Genomic DNA, 14,082 nt, shown 5'->3' with positions numbered 1-14,082 from the left:
TTCCTGAAAAATGCGCCGGCCTCAGACCGGCGCATTTTTTTGTCCCGTGGTCACGGTGACGCTTGCACGGAATCCGCCTGGCTTGAAGTCGGCGCCGGCAACGGTATCGGCGTCGTTGGCGGATCCAGTTGTCTGCCCATTTCGCTGATGAGTAAGGCGATCGAGTCGGCGTTGGCCATCAGCACTTCGATGCGCGCTTCATCAGCGAGCGGATTGCGAAAGGCTTTACGTGCCTCTGCAAGGTTTCTGGTTTTGGTCAGACTGAGGACTTTTTTGTAGACATCGGCCTGCTCCGGCAACTTATCCAGATCTACCCACAGCCCTTGCTCATTCCTGGTCGCGAATAACTGTTCGGGCGCAGCGGAGCGTGACAAGGATTTACGATAACGTTCCAGACCCGTTTTGAGCTGTTGCCCGTCCGCGGTGGTGGTATCGATAAGGTCGGGGTAGGGACTCATCGCCTCTACGGAGACGAAATCTTCGCTATCGTTGATCAGGTGCGAAAGTTCGTGCAGCAGCGTGATCGCGCGAGCATGGGAATCAACATTGAACCTGGGTGGCAAAAAGGCGGTGTAGACATCCAGTTTCGGATTGAAAAAATGCTCGGTGAAGTGCACGACTTTTCGCCGGTCTTCCTTGAAGACAAAGGCAACCGTGTCATCGTCGTAGCGCGCATTGAGGCCAGCGAAAAAGCGCTCTGTGTAGAGCAAGTCATCCTTTGGGTCCGTCAGTTCGCGGCAAATCGGCAGGATCACCTTCTCGATTTTCTTCAGCAGCATCGGCGTGATCTGTCGCACGTCGAAAAAATCCCTGAGGACCGTTTCCACACGAGTGCCCCCGAGGTTGTCGCGATGTTCGACGAAGTTATACAGGCAATACAACGCGTAGTTTCTTGCCCGGGTAACCGCTTGCTGAATCACGAAGGCTCTGGCGGGGTATCGGCGGTTGATCTCTGCCATCCCTCGCGCCTGGATCAGCATCAGAATTGAACAGTGCTGCTCCACTTTGGTTTGCAGAGCCAGGGGCCTCCTCGATCGACAGCGATGCACGGCCTGACTGGCGCGGGCAAGCACCAGTCGTGAGTTTTTCTGTTCAAGCGCCGGCCCACGGCTCCCGTTTTTTTTGCGCAAGTACCAGGCTTTTTCGGCCTGGACCACCGGATATACCTTGCCGGCAATCGCTGCATATTTGTGCTTGCTGGATGAATCCCCGTAAACCAGTTTATTGCTATCAAGTGTGAGGCTGTCGAGTGCGGTGGTCGTTTCATAAGACTGCAAGTTCGCGCGCGAGGTGCTAACCGGTGGGACTTTTGACCAGCGAGCGGCGGTTTTTTCCGTGGTGTTCGCGCCGGTTTCGGCAACCTTTGCTCCAGTGGCCTGCGCCTCGGAGGAAAATTCAGCTGTTTGCGCCTCTGCCTCTGTTTCCCAGGACAGCCGACCCAGACTAAACAGGGATAACGCCCCGGCGATAAAGCCTTTCAGAGCGTTGGCCCAATGATGATCCTGAAGGTCTTCGGCGGACTCCTTGAAGTCGTTGTAGCTTTTCCAGAGAAAAAACAACGAGGCGATTTTCCCCGACAAGAGATGGGGAACCAGGCGCACACCGTGACTGAACAGAGACTTCGCGGTTTCCCAATCGGCTTGTGCGTTGATCTGCGGCTGGCACGCGAGCAGTTGCGGTAGAAGGCTGAGCGTGTCCTTGTGCAAATGCTCCAGCAGATTGCCGGTGATGGGCGTGCGGTGAAGTTTGATTTCACTGGTCTTGCCAATCGTCGTGTTCAGCAGATTCTTGAAGACGGCTTGTTGCCCGGAAGGCAGGCGCCGGATGATCAGGTCCTGAAAATGCCCCGGTGTATTCAAGGCCTCGATCAATTGCGCTTCGTCCTCGAATTCGCGAAACACGAACCGCGAGTAGGGTGCGTAGAGCACGCGTGGCCCTGTATGTTCCGCCCCGGGGCCAATGACATAAAGTCCGAGGGCGTCGACGAAATCGCTACCGGGGGTCTTGATCAATGACAGCGGGCAAGCACTGGCGTGAGCACCCTCTACGGTGGCGCGCGCTACCCCGTCGGGCATGTCCAGAACCTGGCAAACGTAGTCGAAACCGCTTTGCGACAACTGTTGTTGCAACTTCAAGGCGTGCGCGTGCTGCATCAACTGCCAGGGCAACTGACGAAGGAACCGTGCTTTGCTGGTGCGTGCCGGCTCAGTGTCGGATGAGAGCGCCTCGGTGACTTTCCGGGTGTAGGCGGTAGTGATGTCGAGGGATTGCAGCAGTTGCTGAACCGCAGACTGATTGAGCGTTGCTGGCAAAGCGCTGGCGATGGTCGAGGCGACCTTGAACCCGGTGTCCTGCACGATGTTGTAGTGATGCAAGGCAAAATCGAGCAGGTTGCAGGGCGGGCCTGCCAGCGTGAGATTCGGGGTGATCTGGATCTGCTTTGGTTTGAGATCGGTGCCAGGGAATCGGGCGTCGAGCAGTGTTTTCAGCGTCTGCTCCACATGGCTGGCTAACGCGGGGACGTCGTGGAGAAAATCCTTGCCATCGATAACGCTGCGCCGCACTTCATCCAGCAGTGCCAGTTGTGTGCGTTGTTCCGTTACCGGCGCCATGCGTAACCAGTCAGGGAAATCCTGCTGGCGGACGAAAGCCTGGGCCAGGTCGATGGCCCGGCGCAAGTTGGTATCGATGGCGGTGTTTGTTATTCGAGTAAGGAAACTGGCGAGTACATCCTTGTCCGTGATGCAAACGCGTAACGCCTCACAATGGGCCAGGAAGTGTTCAATGGCCGATTGCATGCGATCGTTCAACACGTTGCCTTCAATCAACTGGAACGGGCCCAGTGTGTATTGTTGGTCCAGTTGATAGTGCGCCGTTGACAGATTTTCCAGCAGTGTCTGAGACTGGTTATTGTCGTCCAGGCGCTGTTGCAGTTGCTTCTGCGCGATGGCGATGTCGTCGAACGATTCCAGACCCATGGCCGGCGTCCACAGGATCGCACGCCCGGAATGCTCGACGTCCATGCCTCCGCGCTCGGTCAACAGTACGCAATGCGCAAGCGACAGTGCATCGGCTTTGCCTGCGCAGGTAACGCTGAGCGACCAGGCATCCGGCCGGAAGCCATTGAGCGACTGACGATCCCTGCGTTTGGCGTGTTTTGCATCGAACACGGCGTCGACAATCTTTCGTTCGGCCGTCAGCCAGGAACCGCTGAGATTCCTTATGTGTGCCTCAGCGCGCACGCCATCCTCAAAGGCCTGTGCCAGTTTCCATCGAATACCTTCGAGAAACACGCGTTGTTCGGCGTTGCTGGTGGTCGGCTGATCCTTGAAGTGACTGCCAAGATTCTCCTCGGCGCGTTCAAGCTGTATCGCCAGTTGCCTGGCCTTGTCGGTCTGCACCCGTGACGACAGCGGTGCACTGGAAAACAACGGTCGGGTACTCCAGCGCTCGTTGACGTCGAGCTTGAGCAGACGCTCATGAATCATCGAACGGATATCCAGCGCTTTGTCGAAAAGCGCATGGATGTCGGTTGTGCGTTCACTCTGGCGGAAGAGCTGCAAGACGAATTCAATGTTTTGCCGTTGTTTGGTGAGGATCGCTTCAAACAGCGTGCTGATGATGTCGCCGCCGATGTTTTCCCCGGACACTTGCGCGTGGGCAAATCCCAGATAGCGATTGCGCTCCTCCAGGTTCATCAGTCCGTACAGCTCGTCTTCATGGCCGGCGGCATTGAGTTTGGCGGTCAGCGTCTGTTTGAGATCGGCGTAGTTGGTGAGGACTTGCAAGCCTTGGGTAGGGGTGTAGAGATAAGCCTTGTCATGGTTGATCATCAGCGACCCGGCCAGTTCGATGTAGGCGGTGTCCTCACGCAAGCACACGGTTTCGAAGTGGGGCCGCCGGGACGCTACATTCGGTTCGCGGATCACGCTGTGCAGGGCGTCGAATTCAGTGGCAGACAGGATTTCCGCTTCGCGCTTGAGCATCAGATCTGCACGCATTTGATCCTTTAACGACTGGCTGAAGTACGTGCGCCTGGGCGAGCCATCGAATGCAGCGGCATTCCAGTAGGCCTCCAGCTGTCGAAACAGCAGCATGGTCAGTCGTCCCGATGCGGACTTGATCGCATCGCCCCAGGCGGTCTGGTCAGCCGCCTGGCTTGCGCGGGCCGGGTGGGAGAATTCCGCTGTCTGGCCGCGCGGCCAGCCCTGACGGCGAAAGTGCAGCAGCAGTGCTTCACTCAATGACAGCGAACTGACCCATTGTCTCATCTCCGCGGACATCGGGGCGCTGTCGAGGTAAAAACCGACGCGGGTGCGCGACTGCGGTAAATCGGCAAAATGCGGCTCGAGTAGTTCGTCGAGAATGTTCTCCAGCAAGGTGGCGAACGACGGCAGACGTTTCAGCTCATCCAGCACATCGCGGGCGCAGGTGTCCTGAGACTGGCTGATCGCCGTTTTTTGATCGTCAAACACATCACCTTCGATGGTTTCGCGGGTGAGGGTGATGCCGCGTTTCTCTACCAGTTCCTTGCGCAGCAAGACACTGAGAAAGGCCAACAGATCATCGGTTTCTTCAGCGTTATCGAGGCGTGTTTGCAGCGCGTCCATCAGCGTCTGGTAATCGCTGTATTTTTTCAGACCGTCGTAAGGTGTGTACAAAAACACGCCATGGTCATCCGGCCCGGTGCCGAGAATAAAACTGCCGGGCAGGGGGATGGCGAGTTGCTTGTCGGCGTTTAGCAGAATGCGTTCGGCCAGCATGGGTGGGGTTTGTTCGCTGCGCAGGGTGTGGGTCGCCAGTTGCACATGCGCGAGCCAGCTGAAATCTTTGCTGTTGAGGCCGTGGGTCGGACCCAGGCTGGCATGCCGGCCCGGGGATTTGAGTATCTCGGGGAATAGCAGGAGGCTGGACATCATTGGAACTCTGAACGGGGCGCCTTGGGCGGGGAGTTCAAGAGTAGGTACGCAGGTCGCTGTGCAGGCGGTACATAGTTACCGCACACGTCGAGTTGAAATGTGCCATGAGCCAACGCCCGTCATCGCCAATCCAAGGGTTGACAGCCGACAGCTGTGGCATGGTTAATCGGCGGGCAAGTCGTCCGTACGCTGTTGTTCCCTCCAATAATCATTCTGGAGCTTCAGATGTCTGCGCCACACGATCATGTGTCCTCTGCTGTCTCGTCCTCGTTGTCTCTTGAAGCGCTGACGCAACTGCTTGAAACGATTTTTCTGCGCCACGGCACCTCCGCCGAAGTCGCCCGAGTGCTGGCCGCCAACTGCGCCGGCGCCGAGCGCGATGGTGCCCACAGCCATGGCGTGTTCCGCATACCCGGGTATGTCTCGACCCTGAACAGCGGCTGGGTCAACGGCCACGCGGTGCCGCAAGTCGAAGATGTCGCTTCCGGTTTTGTGCGTGTCGATGCCGGCAACGGTTTCGCCCAACCGGCACTGGCCGCCGCCCGGTCGTTGCTGGTGGAGAAGGCGCGTAGTGCCGGGATTGCCGTGTTGGCGATTCGCAACTCGCATCACTTCGCCGCGCTGTGGCCGGACGTCGAGCCATTTGCCGACGAGGGGCTGGTAGCACTGAGCGTGGTCAACAGCATGACCTGCGTGGTGCCGCACGGCGCCGACCGGCCGCTGTTCGGCACCAATCCGATTGCGTTCGCCGCGCCACGGGCCGGCGCCGCGCCAATTGTCTTCGACCTGGCCACCAGCGCAATCGCCCATGGCGACGTGCAGATCGCTGCGCGCAAAGGCGAGCGGTTGCCCGCCGGAATGGGCGTGGACAGCCTCGGTCAGCCGACTCAGGATCCCAAGGCGATTCTCGAGGGCGGGGCGTTGCTGCCGTTTGGTGGGCATAAAGGTTCGGCGCTGTCGATGATGGTTGAGCTGCTGGCGGCCGCATTAACCGGAGGGAATTTTTCTTTCGAGTTCGATTGGGCCAATCATCCCGGGGCGAAGACGCCGTGGACCGGGCAATTGTTGATCGTCATCGACCCGAGCAAAGCCGCCGGGCAGAGTTTTGCCGAGCGCAGTGGTGAGCTGGTGCGGCAGATGCACAGTGTCGGCCTCAAGCGGTTGCCGGGCGATCGCAGGCATTGGCAGCGCAGCAAGTCGCTGGCTGAGGGCATTGTGCTGGATGCGCAGACGCTGGCGCAGTTGCGTGAGCTGGCGGGGGCGTGATCAAAGATCAAAAGCCCCTCACCCTAGCCCTCTCCCCGGGGGATAGGGGACTGACCGCGGTGAATGGCGGATGTGCGCCGACGTGAAAGATCGAGTTGAGCTCAGGTTCTGAAAGCCCGGAACTGGTTCAAAGCCGGTAAAAACACGCAGGCATAAAAAAGGCGAACCCAGTGGGTTCGCCTTTTTTGTGTGCCTTGACTCAGCGACGGCCGAGCAGCAAGCCAACCACCAGACCGAAACCGGCGGAGATCGCCACGGTCTGCCACGGATGACCGCCGATGTAGCTTTCGGTGGCATCAACCGCCGGTTTGGTGCGATCACGTACGCTCGACACCGAATCCAGCGCCTGTTGCAGTTTCAGGGCGATTTGTCCGCGCAGCGTTTCCGCTTCTTCGCCGACCAGTGAGGCACTGCTCTTGAGCAGTTTGTCGGACTCTTGGATCAGAGCCTGAAGTTCGCTGAAGGCCTGATCCTTGATTTGATCTTCGGCGGCTTGCACGGCGGATTTGCGGGCCATTGGGTGACTCCTTGCAGTTGAATGGACAGTGATCAATGGAGTGTGGCGCTTGCTGAAAAGTTGCACTGAATTTAGGTCAGAAATAAAAACCTGCGCGGGAGATTTCCGTCGAGCGTGTAAGATGTCGCCATTTTACGCAGCAGGATAATTCCCCATGAGTTTCAATCTGGCCGACAAATCACTCGCAGAGCGCGCTGCGCTGGAAGATGAGAAATCCCGTCTGTTCGAACTCTGGCAAAACAATCTGGGCAAAGCCAAAGGCGAAGCCGCGCGTTTGTTTGGCGAGCGCGGCAAGCGCAAAGGCAAATGGGCCGAGTGGGTCCGCGCGGAACTGGACGGCATGTCGCCGCCGGAGTTCGCCAACATGGTGCGCAGTGAAGTCAATCGCTTGATGGCCGCGAACAAGTAACGCTTCAGGTGAACGTCGCGGCAATCGCTTCGCGGACTTTGACCACCACCGGATCGATCTGCGTGGTGGTACGCCAGCCCAGTTCGATCGGATAACGCGGCAGTTTCAGCGGGCAGGGCAGCAGCGCCAGGCCGCTGAGCTCAGCAATACTTTCGGCGGCATGCGTCGGAATCGTCGCCACCGCCCGACTGCCCTTGAGCAAATACGGCAGCGCGGCGAAATGCGTGGTCGACGCGCACACCCGTCGACTCAGGCCCAGCGCCGCCAAACCCTCATCGGTGATCCCGATAAAGCCGCCGGACGACACCAGAATGTGCTGGCGGTCGACAAACTCCTCAAGATCGATCTGCTGCTGACCGGGCGCAAGGCTCGCCGGATCGACCAGACATGCATAACCGCCTTCGCCCAACACCTGACGGCTGAGCAAGCGCTTGGCAAAGCCTCCGGCGGTAATCGCCAGATCGATGCTGCGCTCCATCAGCGCGCGGGCGACGATCTGGCTATGGGTCTGACGAAAGATCAGGCGCAACTTCGGAGCGCTGCGGGCAATTTCCTCGATCAGGCGGCGACCGTAGGCAATTTCGAAATCATCCGACAGTCCTACGGTGACCGAGCGACCGTCGTACTGGTTGGCCGCCGGGTCGACCATCGCCAGGCTTTGCCGGCACTTGTTCAGCGCTTCGCTGACCACCGGTTTCAATTGATTGGCCTTGAGCGTTGGTGCCAGGCCGCGCCCGGTACGCACGAACAATTGATCGCCGTAGACCTCGCGCAAGCGGCGCAGCGCCGCACTGACCGCCGATTGTGTCACCCCCAGTCGCAATGCTGCGCGGCTGGCGCTTGACTCTTCATGCAGGGCTTCCAAGACTTTCAGCAGGTTGAGGTCGACCGTGGCGATATTCATTTGGCTCATATCATTCAGCAGTGAATGGGGCTTTATTCATGATCGCGTGGCGCCGCAGAATCGGCAACCACTGAACCTCATGGAGTTATCGCGATGGCCAAATCAATTGTTGCTGCGCTGCAAATCGGCGCTTTGCCCGAAGGCAAAAGCGCGACCCTGGAACAGATTCTGAGTTGGGAGGGCGCGATCATCGAGGCTGGCGCGGCATTGGTGGTGATGCCGGAAGCGCTGTTGGGTGGTTATCCGAAAGGCGAGGGCTTCGGCACGCAATTGGGTTATCGCCTGCCCGAGGGGCGCGAAGCCTATGCCCGATATTTTGCCAATGCGATCGATGTGCCGGGTGCCGAAACGCAAGCGCTGGCCGGTCTGTCGGCGCGCACCGGGGCCAACCTGGTGATCGGCGTGATTGAACGGGCTGGCAGCACGTTGTATTGCACGGCGCTGTATTTCGACCCGCAGGCCGGACTTGTCGGCAAACACCGCAAACTGATGCCCACCGGCACCGAGCGGCTGATCTGGGGCAAGGGCGACGGCTCGACCTTGCCCGTGTTCGACAGTCAGGTTGGCAAGCTCGGCGCGGTGGTGTGCTGGGAAAACATGATGCCTCTGCTACGCACGGCGATGTACGCCAAAGGCATCGAAGTCTGGTGCGCGCCGACCGTCGACGAGCGCGAGATGTGGCAGGTCAGCATGCGCCACATCGCTCATGAAGGCCGTTGCTTTGTGGTCAGCGCCTGTCAGGTGCAGGCGTCACCGAATGAACTGGGCATGGAGATTGCCAACTGGCCGGCGGATCGCCCGTTGATTGCCGGGGGGAGCGTGATTGTCGGGCCGATGGGCGACGTGCTGGCCGGGCCGTTGCGGGGCGAGGCGGGGTTGCTCACGGCGCAAATTGACACCGATGAACTGGTGCGGGCGCGGTATGACTACGATGTGGTCGGGCACTACGCGCGGCCGGATGTGTTTGAGTTGAGTGTGGATGAGCGCGCCAAACCGGGTGTGCGATTCAACACATAACCCCAGTCTTATTGAGAACCTGTGGGAGCGAGCTTGCTCGCGAATGCGTCATCACATTCAACATTTTGGTTGACGGATATTCCGCTTTCGCGAGCAAGCTCGCTCCCACAGGAGTTAGTTACAAGCTTAAGTTTTGTGTTGTTGCAGCCATTCTTCCCGGGAAATTTCCCAGATTTCTCGTGGAAAACGCCCACCGACGAAATCATCTTCATCGGTCCGGATCAAGCGCATCCCGGCGCGCTCCGAGAGTTTGCGCGAGCCGGTATTCGGCGCCGCTTTCGGCACGCGCATCAGCGGGCGTTGAAGTACGTTGAACCAGTAATCGGTCACCGCTGCGCTCGCTTCGGTCATAAAGCCCTGACCTTGCCACGCCGGTGTCAGCCAGAATCCACGGTGGTTGTCAGTTTGATCCATCAGGCTGATGTTGCCGATCAACTGTTCGGGCGCGGACTTGCGGCGAATCGACCAGTGCCATTCGTTGCCCGCCGCCACGGCCGGCAAGGCAACATCGCGCAAATAGGTGAGGGCGCCGTCTTCGGGATACGGCCATGGCACCGCCGCGTTCAGATAACGCACCACATCCCAGTGGGGAAACAGTTGCTGCACGGCGTCGGCATCGGCCAGTTGCAACGGGTGCAGGATCAGTCGTTCGGTGTACAGCGTCGGTGTGTCTTCCATAAACCTGCAGCCTCCCTGAATGTCTTTGGGGAAAGAAGCAGGCTAACGCATTTTTACCAGGTCGCGGCAGTGGCCTTGGGCAGGCTGAGCTTGCCGCTGTCGACAAAACGCATGGTGCCAAACAGGCCGCCGGCAAGCTTGCCGCGCAGCACATAGGGCAGATTGTCGAGGGTTTGCGTCTGGCTCAGGCCCAAGGTCTGGCGCAGTACCGAGAACGCCGAGATGCTGACCGGCACGCTGACAATGGTTTCGGAGAAGCGTGGGATCGAACCGCTCTGATCGCTGACACCCGAGGCCAGTGAATGACCGTTGACCTCCAGATCCAGCGCGATGCCGTTGTAGTCGATGGCCGTCTCATTGGGGTTCTGTACGCGAATCTTGATGGCGAAGCGCACTTCCAGATCCTGGCTCGGCAACGGTTCGAGGCCGACTACGTTGATGTTCACCGGATCACGGTTGGGGAATAGCGCACAGGCGCTGAGGGACAGCAGAAGCAGTGACAGAATGACGGCTTGAAAACGGCGCATAAACGGTCTCTCAACAAAAAAGGGCTGAACCGTCGCCGGCTCAGCCCTTTCTATTGAAGGCCAGACGTTAGCGGTTCAACTGTGCGACAGCCGCCGCTGGGGCAGGTTCACCTTTGGCCGGCATATCCGGATTTTCCATGACCTGAAGAATAGAAGCTTCCGGGTCGAAATCGTCTTCTTCCAGCTCAATGAATTCTTCCGGCAGGAAGATGTTCAGCACGATAGCGCACAACGCGCCGACAGTGATCGGTGATTCGAAGATGTTGCGCAGCGCTTGCGGCAGTTCGCGCAACACTTCCGGCACCGCCGCGATACCGAGGCCCATGCCCAGCGAAATCGCCACGATCAGCATGTTGCGTCGATGCAGACCGGCTTCGGCGAGGATCTTGATCCCGGCCACCGCCACAGTGCCAAACATCACCAGTTCGGCGCCGCCGAGTACCGGTTTCGGCATCAGTTGCAACACCGCGCCGATCATCGGGAACAGTCCCAGCAGCACCAGCAAACCGGCAATGAAGAAGGCCACGTAACGGCTGGCCACGCCGGTGAGCTGAATCACGCCGTTGTTCTGCGCGAAGGTCACCATTGGCATGCTGTTGAACACGGCGGCCATGGCCGAGTTGAGGCCGTCGGCGAGCAGGCCGGACTTGATCCGCCGGATGTACAGCGGGCCTTTGACCGGTTGCCGGGAAATCATCGAGTTGGCGGTCAGGTCACCCGCGGCCTCCAGCGGCGACACGAGGAAAATCACCGCCACTGGCACGAACGCCACCCAGTCGAAGTTGAAACCGTACTTGAACGGCACTGGCACGCTGACCAGCGGCACCTCTGGCATCGAGGCGAAATCCACGGTACCCATCAGCCATGCGACTACGTAGCCAAGGGTCAGGCCGATAACGATCGCGCCCAAGCGCAGAAACGGCACGTCGACGCGGTTCAACACAACGATGGTGCCTATCACCAGCGCCGCCAGAAACACATGGCTGGCTGCGCCCAGATCCGGCGCGCCGAAACCGCCGGCAATGTCGGTCATCGCCACTTTGATCAACGACAGCCCCATCAGCGTGATGATGGTGCCGGTGACCACCGGGGTAATCAGCATGCGCAGTTTGCCGATGAACTGGCTCAGCACCACCTCAATGAACGCGGCAAAAAAGCACACGCCGAAGATCGTCGAGAGGATTTCATCGGTGCCGCCACCGCGCGCCTTGACCATGAACCCGGCGCTGAGAATCACGCTGATAAAGGAAAAACTGGTGCCTTGCAGACACAACAACCCCGAACCGACCGGGCCGAAACGCTTGGCTTGCACAAAGGTGCCAAGCCCGGAAACGAACAGCGCCATGCTGATCAGGTAGGGAATTTCACTTTGCAGACCGAGGGCGCCGCCCATGATCAGGGTCGGGGTGATGATGCCGACGAAGCTGGCCAGCACGTGTTGCAGCGCGGCAAACACTGTGGCGGTCAGGTGCGGACGATCGTTGAGGCCGTAAATCAGGTCGTTGTTGCGCGGGGCTTTTTCAGAGGCGGTCATGGTGTTTTGCGCGCCGCGAGGCGGGGCCGGGTCAGAAAATGGAGGCGCAGAATGCCGGAAGAGGGCGGTAAGGGCAACGAGCAATAACTGCCTGAAAGGTCAGGTTTTATGGGTCGCTACGGCAAACGCCCGTGTAGGAGCTGTCGAGTGAAACGAGGCTGCGATCTTTTAAGATCAAAAGATCGTCCGATCGCGGCCCGAGCCTGCGGCAGCTCCTACACGAGATTGAATGCGCCCAGTAAATCCTGTTCAAAAGCTTTTTGCGCATCCCCCGGCACCTGCGCCCGATGCCGGGCCAGATGAAAGTCGACTTCGAAACTCAACTCGCCCTCACGGATCGGCTTCAGTAGGCCCTTCGCTTGCCAGCTCCGCGCATAGTGATCCGGAAGATACCCCACGTGTTTACCCGACAAAATGAAGGTCAGCGTGCCTTCAACCTGCTCCGAGCGCGCCGAGCAGACCTTGCCCTGAAACGGCTCGTCACTGCGAAAAAACCGATAGGGGTGATCGACCCGGTCGCAGGCCTGCAACGCGGCATCGCTGGGTGCGTCATCAGTGAACAAGGGATGGCCGGCAGCGCAGTACAAATGCTGGGTTTCGCTGAACAACTGGCGATAGTCGAAGGCACTTTGCACCTGCGAAAAATAGCCGATCGCCAAGTCCAACCGCTGTTGCAACAGCAGCCGCTCCATCTCGCCAGGCATGGCGCTGATCAGTTCGATGCGCACCGACTCATCACGCTCGCGAAAACGCCGGATCGCCGCCGCCACCCGCTGCAGCACCGATTGATCCACCGACTCGGAAATCCCCAGGCGCACTTCACCGATCAAGCGCYCGGCGACGCCGTTGGATTGATGGCGGAACGTTTCAATCGATTCAAACAGCGTGCGCACCGCGATCAGTAACTGCTCGCCCTTGGGCGTGACACTGAAACCGCCCTTGCCACGGCTGCACAGACGATAGCCGAGGCGAGTTTCGAGTTTAGCCATTTGCTGGCTGATGCTCGACTGGCTCAGGCCCAGATCACCCTGGGCTGCGCTGAAGCCACCGCACTCGACCACCCGCACAAACAGGCGCAACAGTTGCAAGTCCACGTCGTGGAGTTGACCCAACATCACATTACTCCTGGATAAAGTCAGGATAATTATTAGAAAATTTTTCTAATGTATCCGACGGCGCATCCTGCAACCACTTCCTCTGGTCAGGTGTTCGTCATGGCTCCCGTGTTCAAGCTGTGTTTCCCCGCGCTTTTGTTGTCGGTGGCTGTTCAGGCTCAGGCCGAGGACAAGACACTCAATCTCTACAGCTGGGCCGATTACGTGCCACCGCAAACCCTGCAACGGTTCGAGCAGGAAACCGGTATTCATGTGCGTTACGACACCTTCGATACTTCCGAGGTGCTGGAAACCAAGTTGCTCACCGGCGGCAGTGGTTACGACGTGGTGGTGCCGTCGTCCAGCGTTCTGGCGCGGGGACTCGCGGCCGGCGCCTTGAAAGAAATCCCTCATGAGGGCCTCAAGGGCTACGCCAATCTTGATCCGGATTTGCTGGAGAAAATGGCCGCTGTCGACCCCGGCAATCGCTATGGCGTGCCGTACACCTGGGGCACGCTGGGTCTGGGCATGAACGTCGAGGCCGTGAAGCAGCGGCTGCCTGATGTGCCGCTGAACAGCCTCGATCTGCTGTTCAAACCGGAGAACGCCAGCAAGCTCAAGGACTGCGGTATCGCGATCCTCGATTCGCCGCAGGAGGTCATCGGTCTGGCCCTGCATTACTTGGGCAWGGATCCCTACAGCACCGACAAAAACGACCTGGCCGCCGCCGAGGCGTTGTTGCAGAAACTCCAGCCGTCGGTGCTCTATGTCGCCAGCGGCCGGCAGATCAATGACCTGGCCAGCGGTAACGTGTGTCTCGCGCTGACCTACAACGGCGACGCGAGCATGGCCGCTGATCAGGCGCACAAGGCCAATAAACCGTACGAAGTGGCCTACCGCATTCCCAAGGAAGGCACGCTGGTGTGGCAGGACAATCTGGCCATTCCCAAAGACGCGCCGCACCCCGAAGCCGCGCGGGCGTTCATCGAGTTCATGCTGCGCCCCGATTCCGTGGCCGAACTGACCAACACACTGTTTTTTGCCACCGCCAACCAGGCCGCCACGCCGTTGGTGGATGAGGCCGTGCGTAACGATCCCGACATCTATCCGCCGAGCGAAGTTCGCGCGCGGCTGTATGCCGATCGCAGCATGAGCCTCAAGGACATGCGCCAGCGCACGCGCTTGTGGACCACTTTCCGTAGTCATCAATAACAACA

11 protein-coding genes are annotated in these 14,082 nt (G+C 59.2%); 4 read left to right on the top strand and 7 right to left on the bottom strand.

Annotation, left to right across the window (positions count from 1 at the left end):
* Nucleotides 1–50 precede the first annotated feature (50 nt).
* Nucleotides 51–4,916, bottom strand: coding sequence for a dermonecrotic toxin domain-containing protein (locus tag AC1DVF_RS06760; RefSeq protein WP_477782255.1), 4,866 nt, complete (start codon nucleotides 4,914–4,916; stop codon nucleotides 51–53).
* Nucleotides 4,917–5,144: 228 nt separating this feature from the next.
* Between AC1DVF_RS06760 and AC1DVF_RS06755 the strand changes: the two genes are divergently transcribed.
* On the top strand, nucleotides 5,145–6,185 hold the full coding sequence (locus AC1DVF_RS06755) for an Ldh family oxidoreductase (protein WP_186625567.1): 1,041 nt from the start codon (nucleotides 5,145–5,147) through the stop codon (nucleotides 6,183–6,185).
* A 199-nt stretch (nucleotides 6,186–6,384) separates the two neighbouring features.
* Here the strand turns inward: AC1DVF_RS06755 and AC1DVF_RS06750 are convergent, their stop codons facing one another.
* Nucleotides 6,385–6,702, bottom strand: coding sequence for an ElaB/YgaM/YqjD family protein (locus AC1DVF_RS06750; RefSeq protein WP_007917413.1), 318 nt, complete (start codon nucleotides 6,700–6,702; stop codon nucleotides 6,385–6,387).
* A gap of 154 nt (nucleotides 6,703–6,856) precedes the next feature.
* On the opposite strand from AC1DVF_RS06750, the gene AC1DVF_RS06745 reads away from it, so the two are divergent.
* Nucleotides 6,857–7,111 carry a hypothetical protein gene (locus AC1DVF_RS06745; protein WP_007917411.1) on the top strand — a complete coding sequence of 85 codons (255 nt, stop codon included), beginning with the start codon at nucleotides 6,857–6,859 and terminating at the stop codon, nucleotides 7,109–7,111.
* Between the two features lie 4 nt (nucleotides 7,112–7,115).
* Here the strand turns inward: AC1DVF_RS06745 and AC1DVF_RS06740 are convergent, their stop codons facing one another.
* On the bottom strand, nucleotides 7,116–8,024 hold the full coding sequence (locus AC1DVF_RS06740; protein WP_477782254.1) for a LysR family transcriptional regulator: 909 nt from the start codon (nucleotides 8,022–8,024) through the stop codon (nucleotides 7,116–7,118).
* Nucleotides 8,025–8,108: 84 nt separating this feature from the next.
* Between AC1DVF_RS06740 and AC1DVF_RS06735 the strand changes: the two genes are divergently transcribed.
* Entirely contained in the window at nucleotides 8,109–9,032 is a 924-nt protein-coding gene (locus AC1DVF_RS06735; protein WP_477782253.1) for a carbon-nitrogen hydrolase family protein, read from the top strand.
* Between the two features lie 126 nt (nucleotides 9,033–9,158).
* Here AC1DVF_RS06735 and AC1DVF_RS06730 read toward each other — a convergent pair whose 3' ends face one another.
* The 4 genes from AC1DVF_RS06730 to AC1DVF_RS06715 all read right to left on the bottom strand — a co-directional run bounded on the left by AC1DVF_RS06730 (nucleotide 9,159) and on the right by AC1DVF_RS06715 (nucleotide 12,886).
* The gene (locus tag AC1DVF_RS06730) at nucleotides 9,159–9,710 is read right to left on the bottom strand and encodes a GNAT family N-acetyltransferase (protein WP_460090817.1); all 552 of its coding nucleotides are present in this window, start codon (nucleotides 9,708–9,710) and stop codon (nucleotides 9,159–9,161) included.
* 53 nt (nucleotides 9,711–9,763) lie between these two features.
* Nucleotides 9,764–10,237: an LEA/WHy family protein gene (locus AC1DVF_RS06725; protein ID WP_093432857.1), complete on the bottom strand. Its 474-nt coding sequence runs from the start codon at nucleotides 10,235–10,237 to the stop codon at nucleotides 9,764–9,766.
* Between the two features lie 67 nt (nucleotides 10,238–10,304).
* On the bottom strand, nucleotides 10,305–11,771 hold the full coding sequence (locus AC1DVF_RS06720; RefSeq protein WP_034156004.1) for a nucleobase:cation symporter-2 family protein: 1,467 nt from the start codon (nucleotides 11,769–11,771) through the stop codon (nucleotides 10,305–10,307).
* A gap of 215 nt (nucleotides 11,772–11,986) precedes the next feature.
* Nucleotides 11,987–12,886, bottom strand: a complete 900-nt coding sequence (locus tag AC1DVF_RS06715; protein ID WP_477782252.1) for a LysR family transcriptional regulator — start codon at nucleotides 12,884–12,886, stop codon at nucleotides 11,987–11,989.
* Between the two features lie 99 nt (nucleotides 12,887–12,985).
* Here AC1DVF_RS06715 and AC1DVF_RS06710 point away from each other — a divergent pair, with 99 nt between their 5' ends.
* The gene (locus AC1DVF_RS06710) at nucleotides 12,986–14,077 is read left to right on the top strand and encodes a polyamine ABC transporter substrate-binding protein (protein WP_477782251.1); all 1,092 of its coding nucleotides are present in this window, start codon (nucleotides 12,986–12,988) and stop codon (nucleotides 14,075–14,077) included.
* Nucleotides 14,078–14,082: the final 5 nt, after the last annotated feature.

It is taken from the genome of Pseudomonas sp. P4_D7, assembly GCF_056401755.1.
The sequence above is the reverse complement of the archived record's forward strand: the minus strand, read 5'-3'. Positions and strand labels throughout refer to the sequence as shown.

Excerpts from the sequence above, each read along its gene's own strand:
- AC1DVF_RS06760 (WP_477782255.1), bottom strand. The coding sequence starts at position 4,916 with ATGTCCAGCCTCCTGCTATTCCCCGAGATACTCAAATCCCCGGGCCGG.
- AC1DVF_RS06755 (WP_186625567.1), top strand. The coding sequence starts at position 5,145 with ATGTCTGCGCCACACGATCATGTGTCCTCTGCTGTCTCGTCCTCGTTG.
- AC1DVF_RS06750 (WP_007917413.1), bottom strand. The coding sequence starts at position 6,702 with ATGGCCCGCAAATCCGCCGTGCAAGCCGCCGAAGATCAAATCAAGGAT.
- AC1DVF_RS06745 (WP_007917411.1), top strand. The coding sequence starts at position 6,857 with ATGAGTTTCAATCTGGCCGACAAATCACTCGCAGAGCGCGCTGCGCTG.
- AC1DVF_RS06740 (WP_477782254.1), bottom strand. The coding sequence starts at position 8,024 with ATGAGCCAAATGAATATCGCCACGGTCGACCTCAACCTGCTGAAAGTC.
- AC1DVF_RS06735 (WP_477782253.1), top strand. The coding sequence starts at position 8,109 with ATGGCCAAATCAATTGTTGCTGCGCTGCAAATCGGCGCTTTGCCCGAA.
- AC1DVF_RS06730 (WP_460090817.1), bottom strand. The coding sequence starts at position 9,710 with ATGGAAGACACACCGACGCTGTACACCGAACGACTGATCCTGCACCCG.
- AC1DVF_RS06725 (WP_093432857.1), bottom strand. The coding sequence starts at position 10,237 with ATGCGCCGTTTTCAAGCCGTCATTCTGTCACTGCTTCTGCTGTCCCTC.
- AC1DVF_RS06720 (WP_034156004.1), bottom strand. The coding sequence starts at position 11,771 with ATGACCGCCTCTGAAAAAGCCCCGCGCAACAACGACCTGATTTACGGC.